Genomic DNA, 23,298 nt, shown 5'->3' with positions numbered 1-23,298 from the left:
AAAACCCGCAACGAAAGTTGTGGTTTTTTTGTTTAAAGTCTATTTTGAACAAAAGATTATTTTGATCGTTTACGAGTAATACTCATTCTAGGTAGCCCAACCTCATTTGTTTTTTGTACTTATGACATACTATCTGTATATTTTATATTCTAAAGTGGCTAATCTTTACTATGTTGGATACACCAGTGATTATGTCCGCCGACTTGAGGAGCACAACAACTTAGCTGTTAGTACATTTACCTCAAAGCACAGGCCCTGGCATTTGAAAGCTGTGTTCTCTTGTGGGCATGTAGAGGCTGAAGCAATGCGTCTGGAAGGATTTATCAAAAGCCAGAAAAGCCGGAAGTTGATTGAGCGTATGGTTAAAGGAGAAATGCTGACTGGAATTTTGGCTCAGCTGGTTAGAGTCCCGCATGTGCGGGATTAATCAGAGGGTCGCTGGTTCGAGCCCAGCAGAAGGAGCAAAACCCGCAACGAAAGTTGTGGGTTTTTTGTTTAAGGTCTATTTTGGACGAAGGATTATTTTGGGATCAAGCGGAATTCGGATCAACACCAAAAGTTGGGATCAGAACCAAAACCTGTGGACCAAGCAAAACATTTGGTTTGCCTTAAAAGGAAAAAAAAAGAATCAAGCGGAATTATCGATGGGCATTTACTTGCAATTTGTCAAACTGACAAATATGCTGTCTAATTTAAATATCGAGCAGAGATCTTGAAACAAGCTTTACACATCGAATTTAAAAGATCTCGCTAACATTCTCGAAATGGCGATACATTAAAACTATCCATCCCCCTTGGATAACAAACCACTTAAAAAGTTGACCCTAACAAAAAAGGCCCAGATTAATCTGAGCCTCTAATTCCATAATGAATGTATCTTAAGCTAATTCTGCTGTGGCAATTTCTTTTGAATATGTTTTAAGGTATTTTTTCAAAATCCCCCTTGCCACATGGATGCGTGTTTTAACAGTTCCGATTGGAATCTCTAACATATCAGCAATTTCATGATATTTATAACCTTCAAAGTAGCGGATAAAAGGCACATAATATTCTTCAGGTAATTGTGCTAATGCTTTATCAATATCGCCTAACACAAATTTACTCTCTGCATTATTTTTGGTAGCGCTATATGATAGATTTGCAGAAGAAATATCCTCGCTCTGTGTAATTAAAGTATTCGTTTTAACCAATCGACGATAATTGTTAATGAACGTATTTTTCATGATGGTAAATAGCCATCCTTTTAAATTAGTACCTTCTTTAAACTTATTATAATAAGTAATCGCTTTAAGCATCGTATCCTGAACCAAATCATTTGCGTCTTCTGCGTCTTTTGTAAAATTTAAAGCATAAGATCTAAGTGATACCGAGTGATGATTAACTAGATGGTTGAATTCAAATTTTGTCATGATATTTAGCTTTAGGAGATTAAAAACAAATCAATTATTGTTCATTCTCTTTAACTCAAACAAACTTAATACCAAAATTTTCAGGAAAGCTATCTACAATGTCTAACTACCTAACAATCAATGTTCGTCACAGAATATTTACTTCTCTTTCCAAAGTGACTCCAAAAGTAGACTTTACACTGTCTATTATTTGTTCAGAGAAATGATACACTTCTGCTCCTGTTGCCTGCCCATGATTAACCAAAACCAACGCCTGGTTTTTCCAGGTACCGGTTTGTCCAACCACTTTACCTTTCCAACCGCATTGCTCAATTAACCAGCCAGCAGCCAGTTTAATTTTATCATCTGCCGTAGGGTAATGCACCACATCGGGGTGTTTTGCCACGATATCTGCAAATTCATGTTTTTCAATCACCGGGTTTTTGAAAAAACTACCGGCGTTTCCGATGGTAGATGGGTCGGGCAGTTTGCTCACCCGTATATGAGATACAGCAGCGGAAACATCTGCAATAGTAGGTTGTACTATGCCCCTGCTTTGCAATTCAGTTTCAATAGCACCATAAGAAGTATTTATTTTTGGCACAGCCGATAGCCGGAAAGTAACAGAAGTGATAATATACTGCCCCTTTAATATGCCTTTGAAAACACTTTCGCGGTAGCCAAAATGACAATCATGATAAGTAAAGGTTTTAATTTCGCCGGTTTTGATTTCAAATGCCGTACAGCTTTCGAAAACGTCTTTCAACTCTACCCCATATGCACCTATATTCTGTATTGGTGATGCACCCACCGTTCCCGGAATCAGGCTTAAATTTTCCACACCAGCAAAACGGTGCTCAACACAGTAGTTTACAAAATCGTTCCAAACCTCACCGGCGCCAGCGGTTACCATAACCTTATCATCAATAACTTCAGATTGAATACCTTTGATACTAATTTTAATCACCAAACCATCATAATCATGCGTAAAAAGCACGTTGCTGCCGCCTCCAATAACAAGCAGTTTTTGCGTTTTTACCAGTTCATCCTGAAACAACGACCGCAACTCGTCTTCAGAAAAAATTTCGGCAAAGAACTTTGCCTTGGCATCTATACGAAAGGAATTGTATGGTTTTAGTGAAATATTTTCCTGAATTTGAAGCATGGTGATTTTGTATGATGCTGCAAAAGTAAAATAAAAAACAGTTAAGGAACGATTTTGGTAATTTCCTTATCAAAATTAAAGCTTACAGCTTTTTGCTTATCACCCGCTACGGATACACCCAAAAGTTTCCAGCCGATAAATTCTGGTTTGATTTTCTTTAGATCCAACAGGCGGTATCTTTCTTTTGTGAGTTTAGCACTAATTAACCCTACACTGTCCGATTCTGCCTGTCCCTGGTGTTCAATCTGGCTCTCTAATTCGGCCAGCATAACATCCAATTCATCTCCCTTTTTTAAACTATCGGCATAAGCCTGAGGAGAAATATTATATAAGCTATCCAGTTTTGCCTCATCGAAATTCAAATCCTGATTAGTTTTTTCATATTTTGATTCTACGAGCGCGATGGCGCGGTCTTTATTAGTTTTTTTGCCACACGAATACAAGCTTAAAAAAACAATTCCAATCAAAAAGGACAGGTGATAAGATTTCATTTGATATAATTTAGCTTTTTAATACTGCTTTCCGCACAAACAACAAACCAAAAGCTTTTCCCTTTTCTTTCCCCCTGTTTTTATGGTGGATTTTATGTGCTTTCCGTACCGCCTGCAAATAAGCATTATTGCTTTTAAAAGTTTTAAAACGTCGGTGTACAAACCAATCGTGTATCACAAAATAAATCAATCCGTACAAAGTAATACCCAGCCCCACAAAAAACCGATAACCTAAGTTATCCTGATCAATATACATTAAATACAAAGATGTGGCGGCAAACAACACTGCAAACAAATCATTCCATTCGAAAAATGATTTCGATTTCTCGTGGTGACTTCTATGCATAAACCAAAGCGGCCCATGAAACAGGTACTTGTGTATAAACCATGAAATACACTCCATCGAAATGATGGTAAAAAGTACGGTGAGGATGTTGATCAAAACTGACAATTTTTCTAAATAATTGGTTTGTAAAGATATATAAACAGTAGAACAATTAAAATTATGTCATAAGATTGTAAGCTTAATTCGGTTTGAAATCAATTTTCATGACAAATCATTTTTTAGCACTATTTTTGACTAAAATATTAAAAAAGTCAGAAAGTAGAAAAGTAAAATGATTGTAGCTGATAAAAAGAGAGAACAGATTATTGATGGTGCGATAAAACGCTTTATCCATTTTGGCATTGGTAAAACCACCATGAATGATATTGCCGAAGATCTGTCCGTATCAAAACCATCTCTTTATTATTATTTTCCTGATAAAAAACATTTAATTTTAGGAGTAATAGAAAGGGTATTTAACGATTTCTTTGAACTGATCAAAAAGAAACATAATCCTGATTTACCACTACAGGAAATTCTTTTTAACATCGTTGATGTACGAAATACATTTTTCCAGAAGTATTATATGCTCCGCATTACGGAAGGCATCCCGGATTTACTGAATGATGATGTAATTAAAGGCAAGTTGCGTACATTAAAAGAATCAGAAAAGGATTTTTTCGCAGAGATTTTTGGTCAGGCCAAAGCAAAAGGAGAAATTGAACATGAGGACACTGAACATGTTGCCGAATTGTATCTTGAAAGTTTAATGGGCCTTTCCACCATGTGTATTATGGAAACCGGAAAAGATCTTTTTCCTGATAAAAAGTCATTAAATAGAATGACTTTAAAACAAAAAAACCTGACCACCATATTTGTAAGAGGCTTAAGATGTGCGGATTAAACTTAACATTGGCAGAAACAAATAGCCTCAACTTAAAGGCTGAATAAAAGAGAAGAACCCAAAAACAAAAAAAACAATAGATTATGCTTAGAATCAATGCGGTAAGATTAATGCTCATTGTTATTATCGGCTCGGTTTTACCGCAGCTGGCAATTGCACAGCAGCAAATTACCTTAAAAGATGCGCTTACCTTTGCGCTCCAAAACAATACTAAAGTGCGCAATGCCAGGTTAGATATTGAAGGTGGAAAATATAAGGTGCAGGAAGTTAGGGCACAAGCTCTGCCACAAATTACCGGAAATGTGGGTTTAACTTACAATCCAATTATCGGTCAGCTGGTTGCAAATATTGGCGGCGCAACACAATCGTTTAAATTAGGCCAGAACTGGAATTCAACCGCAGGGGTTCAGCTTTCACAGCAATTGTTTAACCAACAGGTTTTTACCGGCCTGCAGGCTGCACGATCAAGTGAAGAATATTACGCGCTTACCTCGCAGTTAACTGAAGAACAAATTATCGAACTGGTAGCCAACAATTACTATCAGGTTTTAGTAAACAGGCAACAGCTTAATGTCATCGACACCAACATTAAAAATGTTAAGATAGTTGAAAAAATTGTGGGCACGCAGTATAAAAATGGCTTGGCCAGAAAGATTGATGTAGACCGGATCAGCGTAAACTTAACCAATCTGAACACACAACGCGAGCAAGTCATTAATGCGATTACCCAATTGGAAAACCAGTTAAAATTTTCGATGGGAATGGCGGTTGCAACCCCAATCAGCCTACCCCCTACCGAATTAACAGAAGTAACTACATTACCTATGTTTACAGATTCTATCGATCTGGCCAACAGAACTGAAGTTAAACTTTTAAATAACCAGGACAAACTGCTATCCTTACAACGGAAAGCCTATGTGGCGGAATATTATCCCAGCTTATCTTTAACTGGAAATTACACCTATTCGAGCCAGAGCAATAGCTTCGATTTCCTTAACTCCAACGCTTCGGCCATCGGTTTTGGTTCATCGGCAATTGGGTTAACCCTGAGGGTGCCTATTTTTAACGGTTTCTTAACCCGCTCTAAAATCCGCCAGGCAGATGTGGATATCAAAAAAGCCAGGGAAAGCAGAAGAGAAACCAATAACGCCTTAAATCTGGCTTACGAAAATGCAAAAATACAGTTGCGCAATAACTTAAATACCATTAAATCGCAACGTAAAAATGCCGATTTAGCTCAAGAGATTTATAGAAGTACCCAAAATAACTATAATAACGGCTTAGCTTCACTAACCGATCTTTTGGATACCGAAAACGCACTTACTTCGGCACAAAACAGTTATACACAGGCTTTATTAAATTATAAGATAGCCGAAATACAATTAATCAAATCAAACGGAAACATTAAATCGCTAGTACAATAGAAATGAAAAGAGTAATTACCATAATCATCGTAGTTGTTGTTGCCCTCGGTGCAATAGCTTATGTTTTAAGCAACAATAAAAAGAAGAACGAAGAAAAAACTGCTTTCATTGCTAAAGGTGGTGGCGCTGTTGCCGTTCGGGTTGCTCAAGTAGAGAAAAAAGCTGTAGATTTAGATTTCAGCGCAAACGGAAATTTTATTCCTAAACAGGAACTTAACTTCTTATCAGAAAATGCGGGCCGGGTTAAAGCTATTTACGTAGATGAAGGCGACAGGGTAAGCAAAGGACAGGTTTTGGCCCGTGTTGATGCAGAAATCATCAACACAGACAGGGAAACTGCTGAAGCCACTTACGAAAATGCAAAAAGAGATGAAGCCAGATACCAAAGCTCATTCCAAACTGGTGGCGTTACCCAACAACAGTTAGATCAGGCTAAACTGGCCACAAAAAATGCAAAATTACGTTTACAGGCTTCGCAAAGAAGGTTAAGCGATGCAAACATTAAATCGCCGATTAACGGTATTGTAAACAAAAGGTACATTGAAGTTGGTGCGTTTGTAACAGCTCAAGGCACACAGTTATTCGAACTGGTGGATGTTTCTAAGTTAAAACTGAAAGTTAATGTGAACGAATCGCAGGTGGCCAACCTTAAAATAGGTGACCAGATCGAGATCAAATCTTCTGTTTTCCCAACGGATAGCTTTTCCGGAAAAGTAACCTTTATCGCTGCTAAGGCCGATGCAACGCTGAATTTTCCAGTTGAAATTGAAGTGGAGAACAGCCATAAAAACACTTTAAAAGCTGGTATGTATGGCACTGCAGTATTTAAGTTCCCTAAACAGGCACCAAGCATTCTTATCCCGCGTACATCTTTTGTGGGCAGTGTGAGCAGTAACCAGGTTTTTGTATTGGATAAAGCCAGCAATACAGCTAAAACGCGTAATGTGGTAGCTGGTCGTATCTTAGGGGATAACGTTGAAATTCTGGATGGCCTAAAAGAAGGTGAAACTGTAATTACCAGTGGACAGATTAACTTAACCGAAGGTACTCCCGTTAGTATCGTAAAGTAAGTTAGCGGAATTTTCAGCTTTTAAAAACGCGATATGCCAATCGCACAACGCAACACGAATTAAAATGAAGATAACAGACATATCTATAAAAAGGCCTTCGCTGGTTATTGTGGTATTTACCGCACTTACCTTGCTTGGCTTATTAAGTTACTTTTCGTTGGGTTATGAATTACTTCCAAAATTCTCTAACAACGTAGTATCTATTTCAACCATCTACCCTGGTGCTTCGCCGAATGAGGTTGAAAATACCGTAACCAAAAAAATTGAGGATGCGGTATCATCGATGGAAAACATCAAAAAAATCAATTCGGTATCGTTTGAGAGTTTATCAACCGTAACCATTACGCTAACAGATGCAGCAAATATCGATATCTCGTTAAATGATGCGCAAAGAAAGGTTAATGCCATCCTTTCTCAATTACCGGAAGATGTAAAAACACCATCATTGAGTAAGTTCTCGCTTGATGATTTACCGGTAATTACCATGACGGCTTCTGCCAATATGGACGACGTAAGTTTTTACGATTTAATTGACAAACGGATTGCCCCGGTAATTTCGAGGGTAAATGGTATTGCACAGGTAAATTTAGTGGGTGGTTCTGAACGTGAAATTCAGGTTTCACTTGATGCCAATAAACTACAGGGCTATGGCCTTGCGGTTCCACAGGTACAACAAATGATCCTTTCTTCGAACCTGGATTTCCCTACAGGAAGTGTTAAAACGCAGAACCAGGATGTATTGATCCGTTTATCGGGTAAATACAGAAGTATTGATGAATTGAGAAACCTGGTATTAACCACAGGCAAAGATGGTGCACAAATCCGCTTAGGTGACGTGGCAGACGTTCAGGATTCGCAGAAAGAAACAGAGAAACTGGCACGTATTGACCGCAAAGCATCTATCGCTATCCAGATCATTAAACAAAGTGATGCGAACGCTGTGGAGGTAAGTAAAGGTGTACACGCCATTATTGCCAAACTTAAAGCAGAATATGCAGCCAATAAATTAGACATGAGGATTGTAAACGATAGTTCAATCTTTACTTTAGAGTCTGCTGATGCGGTAATTCACGATTTAATCTTAGCGGTTATCTTGGTAGCCTTTGTGATGCTTTTCTTCCTGCACAGTTTACGTAATGCGTTAATTGTAATGGTATCCATTCCGGTTTCGCTAATCGCTACCTTTATCGGTATCAGCTTATTTGGCTTTACCTTAAACTTAATGTCGCTGCTCGGACTATCACTCGTGGTAGGTATCCTGGTGGATGACGCGATTGTGGTACTGGAGAATATTCAGCGGCACATGGAGATGGGTAAAAATAAAGTAAGGGCAGCCTCTGATGCAACAAGAGAGATCGGTTTTACGGTTGTATCCATTACTTTCGTAATTGTAGTGGTGTTCTTCCCGATCGCAGTAAGTACCGGTTTAGTATCTAATATTTTACGTCAGTTCTGTATCGTGGTAATTATTGCAACATTACTATCATTGTTAGCTTCATTTACCATTGTACCACTTATCTTCTCCCGTTTCGGTAAGTTAGAACACATAGAAGGCAAAAATGTATTTGGCCGTTTTATTCTCTGGTTCGAAAAACAATTGAAGAAATTTACACTTTGGATCACCAGCATTTTAACATGGTCTTTAAATCATAAAGCGTTAACTTTAGTTGCCGTGGTGGTGATGTTCTTAAGTTCATGCGGATTATTGGCTGGCGGTTTTATAGGGTCAGAATTCTTCCCTAAATCAGATAAAGGTGAATTCCTGGTGCAATTGGAATTGCCAAAAGATGCTTCTTTAGAGCAAACCAACTTCCTTACTCAAAAAGCAGAAGCATTCTTAGATAAACAACCTGAAATTACGCAGCTGATTACTACTGTGGGACAATCAACAGGTGATTTCGGTGGTACACAAGCTACAGCCTATAAATCGGAAATTAACGTAAAACTGGTTGAACGCGATCAGCGTAAAGGTGTTTCTTCAGATATCTTCGCCACAAAAATGAGCCGTGCACTGGCTAAAGAACTGGTAGGCGCAAAAGTAAAAACTGTGCCGATCAGTATTTTGGGTATCGCAGAAAACGCGCCCATCCAGTTGGTGGTAATGGGTTCTGATTTAGACAGCGCCTTGAAATATGCTGAAGGCGCACAAAAGGTTCTTGCCTCTATTCCTGGTGCTACTGAGATTAAATTATCGGTAGAGAAAGGAACACCAGAAATTAACGTTCAGGTTGACCGTGATAAAATGTCGGCTGTGGGCTTGACCTTGCAAACCGTAGGATCAACTATGCAGACTGCTTTCGCCGGTAACACCGATGGTAAGTACCGTAAAGGAGAGTACGAATACGACATTAACATCCAGTATCAAAACTTTAACCGCCAGAACATTGACGATGTACGTAACCTTATTTTTGTGAATAATGAGGGTAAACAGATTAAGTTATCACAGTTTGCAACCATTACAGAAGGTTCGGGTCCAAGTCAGCTGGAGCGTTTGAATAAATCAACTTCAGTATCGGTTAAAGCACAATCTATCGGTAGACCAACAGGTACCGTAGTTGCAGAGTTTCAGGCTAAACTGGAAGAGCTGCAGGAAAATGGCAAGCTTAAGGCACCGGTTGGTGTAAGTTATAGCTGGGCAGGAGATCAGGAAAACCAGAGCGAAGGTTTTGGAACTTTGGGTATTGCTTTATTGGCTTCAATCATTTTGGTTTACCTGATTATGGTTGCACTTTATGATAGTTTTATCTATCCCCTGGTAGTAATGTTTTCACTTCCTTTAGCGGTAATCGGAGCATTATTAGCACTGGCTTTAACCAATAACTCAATCGGTATCTTCACCATTTTAGGATTAATTATGTTGATGGGTCTGGTAGCAAAAAATGCGATTATCCTGGTCGATTTTACCAACCACTTAAAAGCTGAAGGTAAAGAAACCAAAGAAGCGCTTGTATTGGCCAACCATGCACGTTTACGACCAATCTTAATGACAACCATTGCCATGGTATTCGGTATGCTTCCAATTGCATTGGCCAGCGGCGCGGGTGCTGAGTGGAAAAATGGCCTGGCATGGGTAATTGTTGGTGGATTAACCAGCTCATTGTTCCTAACTTTAATCGTGGTACCAGTAGTATACTTAATATTCGACAGGATGTTAGAGCGCTTTGGCTTCAACAAAAAAGGAAAAACCATAGATGAGTTAATGGTTGAACCGTATGACCATAAAGATGTGAATGAATACGATCTAGATCACGGACATTAATTATACCTCCAAATTAACAATCAATTAGCCCCGACCCCAAATCGGGGCTTTTTTATGGTTTCAAAACTCATGAACTGTATTTCATAAGTACACGAATGCCTTCCTGTAGTTCCTTTTTTTCGAAACGGTGTTTTTAAGTCATTCTACAATACCGCGGCCAAACAAATATTAATCAGCATTGTATATTATTGATTATGTTCAAAATCATTTTTAGCCTGTTGCTGATCTGTTCTACACTCCTCGTAAAAGCTCAACACCCACCTGTTTTTGCAGCAATGCGTACCGATTCAAACTTTGTCAAGCTGTACGATCTGGATATCACATTGGTAAAATATAGCTATAAACCCAACGGCGTAAAGTTTCTAGTGGTACATGATAATGAAGACACCGGGGTAAAGGCTGGTTTTGATTATATCCGCTGGTATGGGGGCGAACTCATAGACAGCCAGTACGGAGCGGTGAGGGATTATTATTTCACGTATATGGACGACCAGTACCGCATAGACCCCAATGCGATATATACTGAAGTGGGGGTTAATACCCGGTTAAAGAAAAACCAGTTTAGCTCTAACGAAGTTGAAAAAGCTATACTAAGCACAGGCAAACAGATTGTAGATTTTTATGATCCAAAAACTACGGGTTATTTTTTAACCCTTCACAACAATGCTGATGGTGGTTTTGGCATTTCTTCCTATTTACCAGGTTACGATTTATCCAGTACTGCTGATTCTGTTTACATCAACTTCCAGATGGATGGCGACGATCTGATTTATGTAACCGAGCCGAGGTTGTTCAGCAGTTTAAAAAAGGCCAATGTGAATGTTATCCTTCAATCTAAATTCGCAACCAACGATGGTTCCCTTTCGGTTTATGCCATGCAAAACAATATCCCCTATATCAATGTGGAAGTACAGCATGGACACCTGGAAGAAAACTTCAGGTTAATTGAGCTTGCGGTAGCGGCCTTAAAAGAACACGGATTGATAAAGAAAGAGTAGCATAGCAGATTCGACAGAGACATACTGTGGTCATCGTCACGCTTGTACCGAGCCTTAGCGAGCCCACCGAAGGTAATTTATTTAAGGGTCTTTCCTGCTAAAAAGATACTGACCACGAAGGAGCTGAAGGCCATTAAAATATTTTTTATACCTGCAAAACAAGTCCAACATGACGAATGGGTCAGGATGGATCGTTTATAAGACAATATTTTAATTAAACATTTATTCAGTCCAGGTTTAAGCTGTTTTTCCAAAAATTAGTCCGTATTATTATATAAGACCTTTCAATAAATATAAGTTATATGCATCTTACATTTCTCATATGGTTGAACACGGGGAAATGAGCATTCAGCAGTTCCTGGCAGTTCGTAGTCCCACTCATTACAAGTCCTTGCTATGCCCTGGGCTTTTCATTGCATCCTATGTCTATCGAACCGGGTTTACGAAGAATGGTCGGCGCACCCTGCAACCCAAAAAAAGAAACACTGTTTTGGCCAATTAGCTCCGGTTGGAGCCTCAAAGAAACATAGATTCGTCAGGAAGAAGTAGGTGATAGTTTATAACTATTATCATAAAATTTCACTAAATTTGGATATGAGCATATTCGTAAATACAAAAAATGAACAGGAAGAAAAAGTGCTAATTGCTTTTTTAGATAGTTTAGATTATAAATATCAATCAGATATTAGCGAGGAGCCAGCTGAGATTGCAACGGTATTTCTAGATCAGTACGATCAGGAATTGGATCAAGCGGATAAAGAAATTGAATCGGGAAATTTTATTTCTCACGGAGCTGTAGAACAGCTTTTCCAAAAAAGGCGTAAGGCTATTTAATGTAATAATGAAAAAAACTTGCCAGTCCAAATAGTAACGTCGCTTAAATGAATGAAAATCAAGTGGAATAAACTTGCGGTGAAACAACTGTTGGAAATTATTCAATACCTTGAGGATAATGCTCTGATTGATTATGCTGAAAAATAGAAGTTAAAATTTTATCAAAAATCAAGTCTCTTCCAAATCATTTAAACACATTTCAAATAGACCGGTTAAAAAAGAATAACGATGGCAGTTTCTTTGCTTTTGAAATTGACAGATATAGGATATCATTCAGAAAAACCGACAAAGAAATTAGAATTCTTAGGATTAGACATTCCAGCAGGCGGCCTTTTACCCGTTAAATCGCTGATTAACAGACCTATTAATTTATCTCTCTAATTTTCGTTACCAAAAAGATAATCTGCGAAATATTACCCTATAGGTTGGGTGTCTCACCGATCGAAATAAGTTAAGATATATTTAGTATCTTAAGAATTGGAAATGAGCATACACCAGTTCGTGGCAGTTTGTAGTCCTGCTTTCCATTACAATTCCTCACTAAGCTCCGGGCTTTTCATTTTAATCGGGTTTACGAAGAATGGTCGGCGCACCCTGCAACCCGAAAAAAGAAACACTGTTTTGGCCAGTTAGCCCCGATTGAAGCGGTACCCTGCAGCAACGAGGTGCTAGGAAGCGAAGCGTACAAGCAAAAAGCGGGAAGAAACGCTATTTTACGCTCAGGCACTGCGCTCAATAATCGATATATTTTTTTTTACGAAATGGAAAGCCTAATTGATCTCTCTAATCTTCGTTACCAAAGAAATAATCAGTAAACCAAATACAGAAATAATTCCGAAAGAATAGCGTAAGCTGGATAGCTGCGAAATATAACCTATTAACGGCGGACCAAACAAAAAAGCGAAATAACCGATACTTGAAACCATGGTGATGGCTTTGCCAGCGGGTACTTTTTTATTATTTCCAGCTATGCTATACACCATGGGTACAATACTTGAAACTCCCAGACCAATGAGCATAAAACCAAAAATGGCAGTAATTAAATAAGGAAATATGACGGCAAGTGCCATACCTAGTGATATAATGGCACCGCTGATTTGCAAGAGATTTTTCCGCCCGAATTTACCGATTAAATATACGCCCATAAATCTTCCGCTGGCCATCATAAACATGAACGATGCATAACCGATAATAGCTTTATTATGGGGTAATTTCACCACATCCTCAAAATAAATAGCGCTCCAATCGAACATAGTACCTTCGGTGGCCATGCTACAAAACGCAATAACGCCCAATAATACCAAAATACCTTGTGGCATGGTAAAAAACTTCGTTTTTTCCACTACAGTATCGGGCTTATTATAATTGAGTAGTTTTTTAGCGTTAAATAATACATTGGTTAAAGATATTAAGGCAATCATCCAAAAATGGGTATACATACCCATTTTTAAGTTCACTAATCCAAGCGCAATTAATGCACCGGTTAAATTCCCGATACTCCAGGCGCCATGGAAAGAACTCATAATCGGTTTGCCGTAATAGTTTTCGCCAGCAACACCCTGTGTATTTAAGGCAATATTACACAGGTTACCCGTAATGCCGAATAAAACCAAAAAAGCAGCCAATTGCCAGCCAGTAGTAGCCAATGCTAAAAAAGTTAAGGCAATGGCATAAAGCGGTGCTGTTGCCCTTAACATTTTCTTACTGCCAAAATGCGTGGTCAGTTTTGCAGAAAAAAACATGGTTATAATCTGTCCGGCAGGTAATGCAAAAAGTATAGAACCCAATTCTGCATCATTTAAACCCATGGAGGATTTAAAAGTTGGAATTCTGCTGGCCCAACTGGCAAAACAAACCCCTTGCATAAAGTAAAAGGCAGATATGGCTAAACGTACTTGCTTTGGAGAGCTTTGCTTTAATGCAGGTTTATCATTTTGTTTAATTAAAATTTCCTGTTCTTGCGTGCGCTCTTCCAATGTAATGTCCTAAAAATTATAAAACAACAAAGTTCTTTAAATCTATTGGAAATACCGACATGTTTTTAACATTTTATCAAAATTTTTTGCTGTTTATCAGATTAGAATATTAAATTTTCCATTTTTCCGTTTCATAAGCGCTGTCCCAGAACATCCATTCTAAACGGGTTGCCATTTCAAAAGCATCCAGCATGTTCTGCCGAGTTGCAGCATTCGCTTGTACGGCCAGTTCATCTGCAATATCAATTGCCTTTTCTACTGCAGCAGCAAATTCTACGCCCGCATACACATCAATCCTCCTTTTATAAGGATCTTCTTCTCCTTTTTGCCGGGCGAAAATGTGATCTCCTACTGCCTTATAAATCCAAAAACATGGCAAAACAGCTGCTACGGCTATTTCTACATTGGCATAGGCCGCCTGACTAAGGATATAACTGGTATATAAAAGCGCAGATGGCGTGGGCTTAACTTCGCTGGGTAAACCAAATTCTACAAAATAACTTTCATGCAGACTGCGCTCGGCAAATATAGCGCCTGTAGAAAAGCCGGCAAAAGCCATCACTAAATCTGCATTTTGCATTCGTCCGCTAATCGCGCTTAACGTCCGCCCGAATGCTAAAAGGTAATAGGCATCCTGTGCTAAATAGAAAATAAATTTTTCTTTTGGTAAGGTGCCATTGCTCAGCTCTGTATTAAAGGGCATCGCTAAAATTTTGTTATAGATGGGTTCAACCCTTTCCCATGCCTGTTCGCTCCACTTCATTGGATAATCAATTTTAAAGGTTCAAAAAAGTGATTTAGAGGTCCGTTGCCTTCTCCTGTTTTTACTTCAATACCAGCTTGTAAAGCCTGCCAGATGTAAGTTTTTGCAGTTTTAATGGCATCAAGCATCATTTTGCCTTTAGCCATTTCGGCGGCTATAGCTGATGAAAGTGTACAACCGGTTCCATGCAGATTTTTAGAGGCAATAAAAGTACTTTCGAGTATAACGGGTGCATCGCTTGCACCAATAAAAACATCGTAAATTACCGGGCCTATTAAATGCCCGCCTTTAATTAAAACAGCTTTTGCACCTTTTTCGATAATTTTCCTGCCCGCGGCAACCATATCATCAAGATCATGAATGGCCTGATCGGCGAGAATAACGGCTTCATCAATATTGGGGGTAACCAGGCTTACCAATGGGAACAATTTGCCTATCAGCTGCTCAACAGTATCAGGTGCGATCAATTTATGTCCACTGGTAGCTACCATTACCGGATCTAAAATAACAGGTACATCCGCAGCGTAATTTTTAAGTTCTGTTTCAATTACATCAACTACTTCTGCCCGGTTGATCATGCCGATTTTAATAGCCACGGGTTTGATATCATCCAGTACTGCCTGTAACTGATCTTTAATTATCGTGGCGGGAATACCGTGAACGGAACGCACTCCTAATGTATTCTGCGCGGTGACGGCAGTAATTACAGAGGTGCCAAAACAACCCAGGGCCGAAAAGGTCTTTAAATCTGCCTGAATGCCTGCACCGCCGCCACTATCTGAGCCAGCTATTGTTAACACCTGAATATAGTTCATTGCTAAAGACTTCATTTTGTTGTACAACTTCAGGAGTCTTCAAATGCCGAAGGCATTTTTATGCAAATACTGCAGACAAACTAATTTCCTACGCCGGCATGATCCGGATCAGGTCCATTCGGGGTTGATGGCTGGAGGGTTTTAAGGTTGAAGGAAATTACCCTCTACCTTTTTACCTTCAACCTTTAACCTCAAAAAGGGTATATTCTCAGCCAACTTATTTGAAGGCACCCCTAAAGTTTTTTTGTGATGCAATATAGGGCTTAATTTTAATTCTTTGTTTATAGAAATGAATTAAATAAGAACCGATTCGATTAATATTATGCATTTTGATTAGTTTCAGCCTCCTTTTTCCTGTGCTAATCGAAGGTTAAGAAGAGTTGTCAACTTAATAGCGAAATACCTATTAAAGTTGACAACTCTGAAAGCAAAAATCCCGATATCAGTACCGGGATTAAAAATCATCATTAATAAATAGATTGAGCGACTACATTTTATCGGGTTGATAGAACCGAACGGTGCCATCACCCTCATTTGAAACGATTAATAAACTTCTGCCGTTGGGGCTATCTTTTGGTTTAACAAACATCAAACCTTCGGGCGCATCGCCGGTAGAGAATAACTGAACAAATTTTGGTGCTGCCGGATTGGTCACATCATAAATAGCAATTGCATCTGCACGTTCCATGCCAATAAATGCCAGGATTTGTCCGTTTACCTGGGCAACCGTTACACTTTCTACTTCTACACCTTTATTATCTGAACGATCGTCGTCGTATTTTCCGGCATCAATTACATGTTGCTCAAGATCTTTACCAATGTTGGCAACCAAAGCTCCCGTATTTGCATTCAGGATACTCACACTTCGCCCCCCGGTCGAAAACAATTCCTGGTATACCTTATTTGTACCAACCATGGTAAAACCAGCGGTGTTGGTTACGGTAAGCCTTCCGAGATTTGCATCTAACTGCAAGGTTGCAGCATTAGGAAATTTAACCGGATCTAAAATAAGATCTTTTACACGCACCTCTTCTTTTGATTCTTTTGGAGTATAATCCTGACGGGTATCACCTTCATTGGCCAAGGCTAAATAAGTCGCACCGTTAGATGTGAAATAAGATATGGCATCTGGCAGGTAATAAGCTTTTATTGGCCATGTACCCAATACTTTTTTACCATCTTTATCACTAACATCAAAAGCATTTTCGGTTAGGCTGATATCTCTTGTGCCCAGCGGAATAATCTTCGTAATGGTTCCGGCTAAAATATCTACTTCGGCAACACCGTTATTTTCCTGAAGCGTAACAAAGGCCTTTTTGGAATCGCTGCTTACTGCAATATATTCCGGCTCAATATCCTGGGTAAAACTGGCATTGTAACCATAAATTCTAAAACCATCAGCAAGCAATGCAGCTTTCTGCGATTCAAAAGCTGAAAAATCTATTGTTTTTATCGAATAATTATCTTTGATACTGATAATTGAAATGGTTCCTTTTGGATCTACCGTGTAGGCCGGATTGGGCTCGCCTTCGTTTGCCGATAAAATATAATTTCCATCCGGACTAAAAGTTACCATATCTGGCATAGCGCCCACCGTAATTTTTTTAACTTCAGATAAATCTAAAGTCTTAAGTACAACAACTTCGCCATTTCCCTGCTTATCGGCGCCATCTAGAGCAATTGCCAATAAACCGTTATTTACGGCAACGCTATTAATCCCAGCGTTAGCTGCATAAGTTAAGGTTTGCACTTTTGTAACTGTTGGGTATTTACTCATATCCACAACGTCAACTTTGGCACCTCCATCATTACTGGCTACAAACAGCTTTTTGGTTAAAGGATCATAGGCAGAAATTTCTGAAGCGAATTCACCGCCTAAATCAATAGCTGCAGTTTCTTTAAAGCTGTCTATTTTTTCTGGAACAACAGCTTCTACCGGAGGATCTACAATCGGATCATCTTTTGAATCTTTTTTACAGGCAGCAAATGCCAGCGAAGCAATAAAAATTGCACCAAATAGTTTTTTACAGTTCATGGTTTGTTTAATATCTGAACCGCAAAAATAAATTCGAATCATGCTGTTTCTTAAGCCACCTATATTATGATTTAGTTAAGAAAATGTGAAGGAGGTAGAAAATTCAAAACGTAATTTTCTGGATCAAGGGCATTTTATAGATAGAGCGCTACACTCCTCTCGAAATAGCGCTCAAACAAAAAAATCCCGGCAAAATACCGGGATTGCTAATCATTTTAAAAACAGATACTGAAACAAGTTCAGTATGACGACCGATAAATAATTAAATATGTATCGCTCTGTTCTCAGTTGCAGCAAGTGCCGCCTCTTTTAACGCCTCTGTATAAGTTGGGTGCGCATGGCAGGTACGTGCAATATCCTCAGCAGATGCGCGGAATTCCATTGCGATAACCGCTTCAGCAATCATATCTGCAGCACGCGGGCCAATCATGTGTACGCCTAAAACCTCATCAGTTGCCGCATCGGCTAAAACTTTGATGAAACCGTCGGTATCCATACTCGCTTTTGCACGTCCGCTGGCTTTGAAAGGAAACGAACCTGCTTTATATTTTATACCTTTTTCCTTTAACTGCTCTTCGGTTAAACCTACAGAAGCCACTTCCGGCCAGGTATAAACTACTCCAGGAATTAAGTTATAATTAATATGTGGTTTCTGACCGGCAATGGTTTCGGCAACATAAATCCCTTCATCCTCCGCTTTGTGTGCCAACATCGCACCTGTAATTACATCTCCAATGGCATAAACACCCGCAACCGAAGTTTCTAAATGCTCATTAACCGGAATTTTTTTACCTCTTTCTTCAACGGTAATCCCAATTTTATCCAAACCTAAACCTTCGCTGTAAGCAGTACGGCCAACAGCCACGATGCAATAATCAGCATCAAAATTTACGGCTTCGCCCTTTGCATTTTCTGCAGTAACCGTTACTGTTTTACCATTATTTGTAGCACCGGTAACTTTATGATTCATAAAGAATTCCATGCCCAGGTTTTTCTTTAATACGCGTTGAAGTTCTTTACCTAAACTTGCATCCATTGTTGCAATGATAGATGGCAAAAACTCAATTACTGAAACTTTTGTACCTAAACGGGCGTAAACAGAACCTAACTCCAAACCGATCACTCCGCCACCAATTACAACCATCGACTTTGGAACTTCTTTAATATTTAAAGCCTCTGTTGAAGTGATGATCCGTTTTTTATCGATCGGTAAAAATGGTAGAGCTGTAGGTTTAGAACCCGTAGCAATGATTACATTTTTTGCAGTCAGGGTTTCCGTAGTACCATCAGCTTTTGTTACCAGGATGGTATTTTTATCTACAAAAGAGCCTACACCTTCGAAAGAATCGATTTTGTTTTTTTTGAACAGATACGTGATACCGGCCGTATTTTGCGCAACAACATCGTCTTTACGTGCGATCATTTGCGGCATATTTACTTTAAGGCTTTTCAAATCGATACCGTGAGTAGTAAATGTATGAGCAGCATTGTGATAATGCTCCGATGAGTCTAACAAAGCCTTAGATGGAATACAACCTACGTTTAAGCAAGTTCCTCCAAAAGTTTTATATTTTTCTACTACTGCAGTTTTTAAACCTAACTGAGCACAACGGATTGCGCCTACATAACCGCCCGGCCCTGAACCGATAACAACGACATCGTATTGCATAATTTCTTGAGTATTTTAATTAGCCAAATGTATGGAAAAAAGGCGGAAAGCTAAAAGTAGAATAGGGCAATTGTCTTCCACTTACAATCCTCAACGTATAGGTTAAGCAACCCATAATCATAAATCCAGGTTCATTGCTGAGACCATTAGACGATAATCCCGAAAAGTTCAAATATCCAAATGTGATAAGCATATAAATATTTTACTTTAAGACTATAAAATATCTGATTGGCTCAGTTATGAACCAGAGAGGTTATCTTAAGTGATTGGAATTATACATAACAATCATGAGATCTACCCTAAATTAACGTGAGTTATGGGTGTTTGCAATTGATTATCAGATTTTTACAAGATAATCCGTCATTGCGAGGCGGGATATGAGCGAGCCGAAGCAATCTATCATGTAATTTATGATCAAAAAAGATTGCTTCACTCCTGTGCGAAGTCCCTTCTTCAGTTCGCAATGACGAAGTTAAGAGCCAAAACTTACGTTAAATTATATACTAATAATCAACGAATTATTGACGAACAAACAAATGAACCATTTACTAATAAACTATTGACCAATGAACCATTGACCAATAAACCTCAAGCCCCTTGTCCGAAAGTAAGCAGATTGTTATCCGGATCAAGCATAGAGAATTCCTTTTGCCCCCAAGGTTTCGTTTGCAAATGTCCATTAGGGTGAATGCTTTGGTTAGTATCCAGCATCCATTGGTACAAAGCTTCGATATCATCTGTGCGCAGATAAACCTGACCATAGTTTTCTTTGGGATCAAGTGCTTCAAATAAAAAAAAGTGAATCTGAACATGATCTTTTTGCACCATAAGGTAATCCTTAAAATTGTCGGCCCCAATATCTTTAAAGCCTAATTTATTCACATAAAAATCTCTGGTGATTTCTTTATCACGCATTGGAAGTTTCGGATTGATTGCTGTCAGCATATTTTTTTTATTTCAAAAATGAGGAATTTTCTGAAAAGCAGCACTTGATCGAAATCAGGAAATTCAACAGTTAGCCCTAACCCTGCTTAAGGTTTCGGGCGTTATTTTAAGATATGACGCGATGAGTTTAACTGGAAAAACCTGTACAATAAGTGGCTTTGACTTTTTAATGTATTGGTACTTTTCTGCTGGACTTAACGCATTATCGAATAGATAAGTCCTGTGGTTAGCCTGGTCAAAAATCCGACCGAAGCTTAAAAAGGATTGTGATCTAGCAATCAGTTCATGCAGGTGGTATAAACTCAATTCAATCACTTCAGCATCCTCAAATGCTTTAATTGTTGTATCTGATGGCTTCTGACCTATTAAACTTGAGTGATTGTACATCCATTCTTTGGGTAGATGAAGCTCGATGATTGTTTCGGTTTCATGATCAGATTGAAACTGAACAAAAGATCCGGACAGGATGAAATAAACAGATCGGCAAATCTCACCCTGGCGCAAGACCATATCGTTTTTCCTAAATATCTTTCGCGTGGCTTTTTCTTCAAAAAGAAGCAGATCATAGGATGAAAATGAGCCGACGCCAGATAAAATTTCCTGAGCTGATATCATATAAAATTCAGTTATTTGAATAGATGGAGCAACCAGACAATTTATGGATTAGTGGTTTTACTGTTGATTAGATAAGCAATGATCAAATTCGGAATCCAGCATAACCAGGCAACAACCAGGTAGGCTTTAAAAAAATCACCGAACATAATGGTCAAAATTGGCAGCCAGATCCTTAAGGTTACCGCCGCAAAACACGCAGCATAACTGAAAACCATCATTTTTTGATGTTTCACAATTTCGCCGCTTTTAATATGTAAATAAGCCTTTAATGTAGTATAAAACCAAACGACGCCTAAACAGATAAATCCAGCTGAAGAAACCCACCCGCCTGTTGCAAAAAAGCCGATATAAATGCCTGCCAAGGCGCTAAGCAGCACCGAAACCACGTAAGCTTTACCCAATTTCCGGTGCAATACCATTCGACTGTTTCTCATTTTCGGACTAAATTGTGTCCAGCCGATCAATAAAGCTAATCCTCCTAAAATAATATGCGTATAAAAACCAATGTTCCAGAAAGTATTGCTTAACAACGCTACCGACTTCGAACCTAACAATCCAAATTTTCTATCGATTAAAAAGTAAATAGTTGGATAAAGTCCAATCAGCAATGCGAAAGTTGCAAATAAAATCCATAACCCTTTTTTAACCATATTAAATCCCGTTGCTTATTACTAAGCTAGTTAATTTTGGAGAACTAGATTAGTTCCTTATGTAACATAAATGCTTTGGCATTCGAAAAACTGAGAAAAAGCTCATCGGCTATTTTTAGTTTTTGATGTGCACGCACATTATTTTGTATAGCATAACAGGTAATACCGGCGGCCAGGGCAGATTTAACCCCATTTAAGGTATCTTCAAAAACGATGCATTCTTCTTTAGCTAAGCCCAGGCGTTCCACACAAAGGTTATAACTTTCGGGATCGGGTTTAGATTTGCTTACATCTGTTCGGGTGATAAACAGACTAAAATATCTGGCCAAACCATTGCGCTCGAAAACAGCTTCCACATCAATCTTCGGACTGGCCGTAACCACTGCAAGCGTAAGTCCTTTCTCGTAAGCGAATTGCACAAACTCTAAGGCATAAGGCATTAAGGCTATATCGGTTGTTCTAAAACCATCAAAGGTTATCTTTTCTCTTCTTTCAATAAAGCTGGCTAAATCTTCATCAATTTTATAGCGATCTATAATCGTTTTTGCATTTTTCGGCAGCGGAATCCCAGCATAATTACTTAGCCAATCTTTAAATTCGATATGTACATTATAGGGTTCTAAAAAGGTATTCCAGCAATCAAAATGAAACTTTTCGGAATCAATCAATGTACCATCTAAATCGAAAAGCAGGGCTTTTATTTTACTCATTATAAATTTTTAACTGAATTGGTTTACGGGATAATCTCGAAAAGGAAAAACTGTTGCAACTGCGTTTTACTGAAATTATTATCTACACAAAATATCAAAGAACGGTGTCCGTTTGCAAGTTTCGGCCCAAAAGTTACCCCTTCAACGTTATCAATGTGCATATTTAAGGTATCAAAATCGAAAAGTAGTTTTTTGCTGAGCGGCTTCGGTGGATTTTTTGCGAAAGATGGATTATCAATTTCATTTTCTGCACCATTCAGATCAACGAGGTAAAGTTTTAAAAAAGTATGGTCATCATGGCCTTTTGCCCAGGCCCTCTCTAATACCAGAAGCGTGTGATGGTTAACGGCCAGTATTTCGGAAATCCCATTCACATTCCAATCATTATCTACAGTAGGCTTAACAGGTAAAGCGCCAAGGTTGTAGGCATATTGCGCAACATTCTTTTTAGTCGCCATATCAAACTTTAAAATCCTTGTTAAAGCCTTATCATATCCAAAAGCGGCCTGAGGACCATCCTGGTAAAGTGGTTCTTCTAAACTGGCATATAAAGCTCTGTAATCATCCGCATAAGTCAGGCCTTCAAACAAAGCATTTTTCCGTGGGCCACTCTGCGTTTTTGTAAAATGAAAACCTTCCGGCAACGGAAGGTTATCCAAAAATTTACCGGCTGTAGAAATAAAAGTTAAACCGGGCTGAACAATGGTCGTATCACCATTTTTAAACAATCTTTCGCCTTCACTGCTCCAGATCAGTTGTTTCGCAACCGGATTATAACGAACAGCTTCTCCATCTGGCTTCACGCTTTTATCTGTGCCGTATTTGGGGTATTGGCTCCCATTTTCCTGTAAAAGAAAATTAACTCCCGTAATCCGGATGGTATCTATTTTATTTTCTTTGAGATCGATCTTTGCGATGTAAATCCTCGCTGGACTAAATTGCGACGGATCATCACTGATCATATAATATTGGTTCTGTTTTACATCATAATCAATCCCCGATAAACCACCAACAACCGTATTTTGAAAAACAGGGTTTAAGGGCATGACATATTCATCCAAAAACTTTATAGCTGAAATATTAGCCTCATCCTGTTTAATTTTAACATGCTTAGTTACCGAACAGGAAGAGAGAATAATAGCAAAAAGAGCATAGATGATGAAGTATCGCTGTATGAATTTCAAATCGAAATGTTTAGTTTGCAAAAATATGTTTTTTATGTGCAACAATTTATAATTTTTGCCACGGAGGCTAAGATGGGT

At 38.7% G+C, this 23,298-nt stretch carries 22 protein-coding genes; 8 read left to right on the top strand and 14 right to left on the bottom strand.

Annotated features, from left to right (window positions below; translation table 11 throughout):
• Positions 1–121: 121 nt before the first annotated feature.
• On the top strand, positions 122–427 hold the full coding sequence (locus tag BM107_RS10755) for a GIY-YIG nuclease family protein (protein WP_090983099.1): 306 nt from the start codon (positions 122–124) through the stop codon (positions 425–427).
• 451 nt (positions 428–878) lie between these two features.
• Here the strand turns inward: BM107_RS10755 and BM107_RS10745 are convergent, their stop codons facing one another.
• The 4 genes from BM107_RS10745 to BM107_RS10730 form a co-directional block, all read right to left on the bottom strand.
• Positions 879–1,409, bottom strand: a complete 531-nt coding sequence (locus BM107_RS10745) for an RNA polymerase sigma factor (RefSeq protein ID WP_090983094.1) — start codon at positions 1,407–1,409, stop codon at positions 879–881.
• A gap of 127 nt (positions 1,410–1,536) precedes the next feature.
• Entirely contained in the window at positions 1,537–2,553 is a 1,017-nt protein-coding gene (gene murB / locus BM107_RS10740; protein WP_090983092.1) for a UDP-N-acetylmuramate dehydrogenase, read from the bottom strand.
• A gap of 41 nt (positions 2,554–2,594) precedes the next feature.
• On the bottom strand, positions 2,595–3,044 hold the full coding sequence (locus tag BM107_RS10735; RefSeq protein WP_090983090.1) for a hypothetical protein: 450 nt from the start codon (positions 3,042–3,044) through the stop codon (positions 2,595–2,597).
• A gap of 10 nt (positions 3,045–3,054) precedes the next feature.
• On the bottom strand, positions 3,055–3,486 hold the full coding sequence (locus BM107_RS10730) for a sterol desaturase family protein (protein ID WP_244278787.1): 432 nt from the start codon (positions 3,484–3,486) through the stop codon (positions 3,055–3,057).
• 175 nt (positions 3,487–3,661) lie between these two features.
• Here BM107_RS10730 and BM107_RS10725 point away from each other — a divergent pair, with 175 nt between their 5' ends.
• From BM107_RS10725 to BM107_RS25315, 7 genes are all read left to right on the top strand, one after another.
• Positions 3,662–4,273, top strand: coding sequence for a TetR/AcrR family transcriptional regulator (locus tag BM107_RS10725; RefSeq protein ID WP_090983088.1), 612 nt, complete (start codon positions 3,662–3,664; stop codon positions 4,271–4,273).
• 83 nt (positions 4,274–4,356) lie between these two features.
• Positions 4,357–5,697, top strand: a complete 1,341-nt coding sequence (locus tag BM107_RS10720) for a TolC family protein (protein ID WP_090983086.1) — start codon at positions 4,357–4,359, stop codon at positions 5,695–5,697.
• Positions 5,698–5,699: 2 nt separating this feature from the next.
• Entirely contained in the window at positions 5,700–6,767 is a 1,068-nt protein-coding gene (locus tag BM107_RS10715) for an efflux RND transporter periplasmic adaptor subunit (protein ID WP_090983084.1), read from the top strand.
• A 64-nt stretch (positions 6,768–6,831) separates the two neighbouring features.
• Complete coding sequence (locus tag BM107_RS10710) at positions 6,832–10,026, top strand: efflux RND transporter permease subunit (protein WP_090983082.1); 3,195 nt, start codon at positions 6,832–6,834, stop codon at positions 10,024–10,026.
• Between the two features lie 194 nt (positions 10,027–10,220).
• Positions 10,221–11,024 carry a hypothetical protein gene (locus BM107_RS10705; RefSeq protein ID WP_090983081.1) on the top strand — a complete coding sequence of 268 codons (804 nt, stop codon included), beginning with the start codon at positions 10,221–10,223 and terminating at the stop codon, positions 11,022–11,024.
• A gap of 594 nt (positions 11,025–11,618) precedes the next feature.
• Positions 11,619–11,858 (top strand): hypothetical protein, encoded by a 240-nt coding sequence (locus tag BM107_RS10700; protein ID WP_090983079.1) that lies wholly within the window; start codon positions 11,619–11,621, stop codon positions 11,856–11,858.
• A 143-nt stretch (positions 11,859–12,001) separates the two neighbouring features.
• Positions 12,002–12,202: a type II toxin-antitoxin system RelE/ParE family toxin gene (locus BM107_RS25315; protein WP_134204916.1), complete on the top strand. Its 201-nt coding sequence runs from the start codon at positions 12,002–12,004 to the stop codon at positions 12,200–12,202.
• Positions 12,203–12,628: 426 nt separating this feature from the next.
• Here BM107_RS25315 and BM107_RS10695 read toward each other — a convergent pair whose 3' ends face one another.
• The 10 genes from BM107_RS10695 to BM107_RS10650 form a co-directional block, all read right to left on the bottom strand.
• Positions 12,629–13,834, bottom strand: a complete 1,206-nt coding sequence (locus tag BM107_RS10695) for an MFS transporter (protein WP_244278786.1) — start codon at positions 13,832–13,834, stop codon at positions 12,629–12,631.
• 109 nt (positions 13,835–13,943) lie between these two features.
• On the bottom strand, positions 13,944–14,597 hold the full coding sequence (locus BM107_RS10690; RefSeq protein WP_090983077.1) for a TenA family protein: 654 nt from the start codon (positions 14,595–14,597) through the stop codon (positions 13,944–13,946).
• Positions 14,594–15,427 carry a bifunctional hydroxymethylpyrimidine kinase/phosphomethylpyrimidine kinase gene (thiD, locus tag BM107_RS10685; protein WP_244278785.1) on the bottom strand — a complete coding sequence of 278 codons (834 nt, stop codon included), beginning with the start codon at positions 15,425–15,427 and terminating at the stop codon, positions 14,594–14,596. The genes BM107_RS10690 and thiD overlap by 4 nt, the downstream gene beginning before the upstream one ends.
• A 472-nt stretch (positions 15,428–15,899) precedes the next feature.
• Positions 15,900–17,447 (bottom strand): choice-of-anchor I family protein, encoded by a 1,548-nt coding sequence (locus BM107_RS10680; protein WP_090983075.1) that lies wholly within the window; start codon positions 17,445–17,447, stop codon positions 15,900–15,902.
• Positions 17,448–17,709: 262 nt separating this feature from the next.
• Positions 17,710–19,116 carry a dihydrolipoyl dehydrogenase gene (lpdA, locus tag BM107_RS10675; protein ID WP_090983073.1) on the bottom strand — a complete coding sequence of 469 codons (1,407 nt, stop codon included), beginning with the start codon at positions 19,114–19,116 and terminating at the stop codon, positions 17,710–17,712.
• Positions 19,117–19,704: 588 nt separating this feature from the next.
• Entirely contained in the window at positions 19,705–20,061 is a 357-nt protein-coding gene (locus BM107_RS10670; protein WP_090983071.1) for a bleomycin resistance protein, read from the bottom strand.
• Positions 20,062–20,124: 63 nt separating this feature from the next.
• On the bottom strand, positions 20,125–20,676 hold the full coding sequence (locus BM107_RS10665) for a Crp/Fnr family transcriptional regulator (RefSeq protein WP_090983069.1): 552 nt from the start codon (positions 20,674–20,676) through the stop codon (positions 20,125–20,127).
• Between the two features lie 41 nt (positions 20,677–20,717).
• Positions 20,718–21,326 (bottom strand): DUF2306 domain-containing protein, encoded by a 609-nt coding sequence (locus BM107_RS10660; protein WP_090983067.1) that lies wholly within the window; start codon positions 21,324–21,326, stop codon positions 20,718–20,720.
• 44 nt (positions 21,327–21,370) lie between these two features.
• Positions 21,371–22,036 (bottom strand): HAD family hydrolase, encoded by a 666-nt coding sequence (locus BM107_RS10655; RefSeq protein ID WP_090983064.1) that lies wholly within the window; start codon positions 22,034–22,036, stop codon positions 21,371–21,373.
• Between the two features lie 23 nt (positions 22,037–22,059).
• A complete protein-coding gene (locus BM107_RS10650) occupies positions 22,060–23,220 on the bottom strand; it encodes an esterase-like activity of phytase family protein (RefSeq protein WP_134204677.1) in 1,161 nt (386 codons plus the stop codon).
• Positions 23,221–23,298 lie beyond the last annotated feature (78 nt).

This window comes from Pedobacter suwonensis, from assembly GCF_900111825.1.
GTDB lineage: Bacteria > Bacteroidota > Bacteroidia > Sphingobacteriales > Sphingobacteriaceae > Pedobacter > Pedobacter suwonensis.
This window is presented reverse-complemented; position numbering and strand designations above follow the sequence as displayed.

Bases quoted from the DNA above. Each gene is read 5' to 3' on its own strand.
- BM107_RS10755 (WP_090983099.1), top strand. From the start codon at position 122: ATGACATACTATCTGTATATTTTATATTCTAAAGTGGCTAATCTTTAC.
- BM107_RS10745 (WP_090983094.1), bottom strand. From the start codon at position 1,409: ATGACAAAATTTGAATTCAACCATCTAGTTAATCATCACTCGGTATCA.
- murB (WP_090983092.1), bottom strand. From the start codon at position 2,553: ATGCTTCAAATTCAGGAAAATATTTCACTAAAACCATACAATTCCTTT.
- BM107_RS10735 (WP_090983090.1), bottom strand. From the start codon at position 3,044: ATGAAATCTTATCACCTGTCCTTTTTGATTGGAATTGTTTTTTTAAGC.
- BM107_RS10725 (WP_090983088.1), top strand. From the start codon at position 3,662: ATGATTGTAGCTGATAAAAAGAGAGAACAGATTATTGATGGTGCGATA.
- BM107_RS10720 (WP_090983086.1), top strand. From the start codon at position 4,357: ATGCTTAGAATCAATGCGGTAAGATTAATGCTCATTGTTATTATCGGC.
- BM107_RS10715 (WP_090983084.1), top strand. From the start codon at position 5,700: ATGAAAAGAGTAATTACCATAATCATCGTAGTTGTTGTTGCCCTCGGT.
- BM107_RS10710 (WP_090983082.1), top strand. From the start codon at position 6,832: ATGAAGATAACAGACATATCTATAAAAAGGCCTTCGCTGGTTATTGTG.
- BM107_RS10705 (WP_090983081.1), top strand. From the start codon at position 10,221: ATGTTCAAAATCATTTTTAGCCTGTTGCTGATCTGTTCTACACTCCTC.
- BM107_RS10700 (WP_090983079.1), top strand. From the start codon at position 11,619: ATGAGCATATTCGTAAATACAAAAAATGAACAGGAAGAAAAAGTGCTA.
- BM107_RS10690 (WP_090983077.1), bottom strand. From the start codon at position 14,597: ATGAAGTGGAGCGAACAGGCATGGGAAAGGGTTGAACCCATCTATAAC.
- thiD (WP_244278785.1), bottom strand. From the start codon at position 15,427: ATGAAGTCTTTAGCAATGAACTATATTCAGGTGTTAACAATAGCTGGC.
- BM107_RS10680 (WP_090983075.1), bottom strand. From the start codon at position 17,447: ATGAACTGTAAAAAACTATTTGGTGCAATTTTTATTGCTTCGCTGGCA.
- lpdA (WP_090983073.1), bottom strand. From the start codon at position 19,116: ATGCAATACGATGTCGTTGTTATCGGTTCAGGGCCGGGCGGTTATGTA.
- BM107_RS10670 (WP_090983071.1), bottom strand. From the start codon at position 20,061: ATGCTGACAGCAATCAATCCGAAACTTCCAATGCGTGATAAAGAAATC.
- BM107_RS10665 (WP_090983069.1), bottom strand. From the start codon at position 20,676: ATGATATCAGCTCAGGAAATTTTATCTGGCGTCGGCTCATTTTCATCC.
- BM107_RS10660 (WP_090983067.1), bottom strand. From the start codon at position 21,326: ATGGTTAAAAAAGGGTTATGGATTTTATTTGCAACTTTCGCATTGCTG.
- BM107_RS10655 (WP_090983064.1), bottom strand. From the start codon at position 22,036: ATGAGTAAAATAAAAGCCCTGCTTTTCGATTTAGATGGTACATTGATT.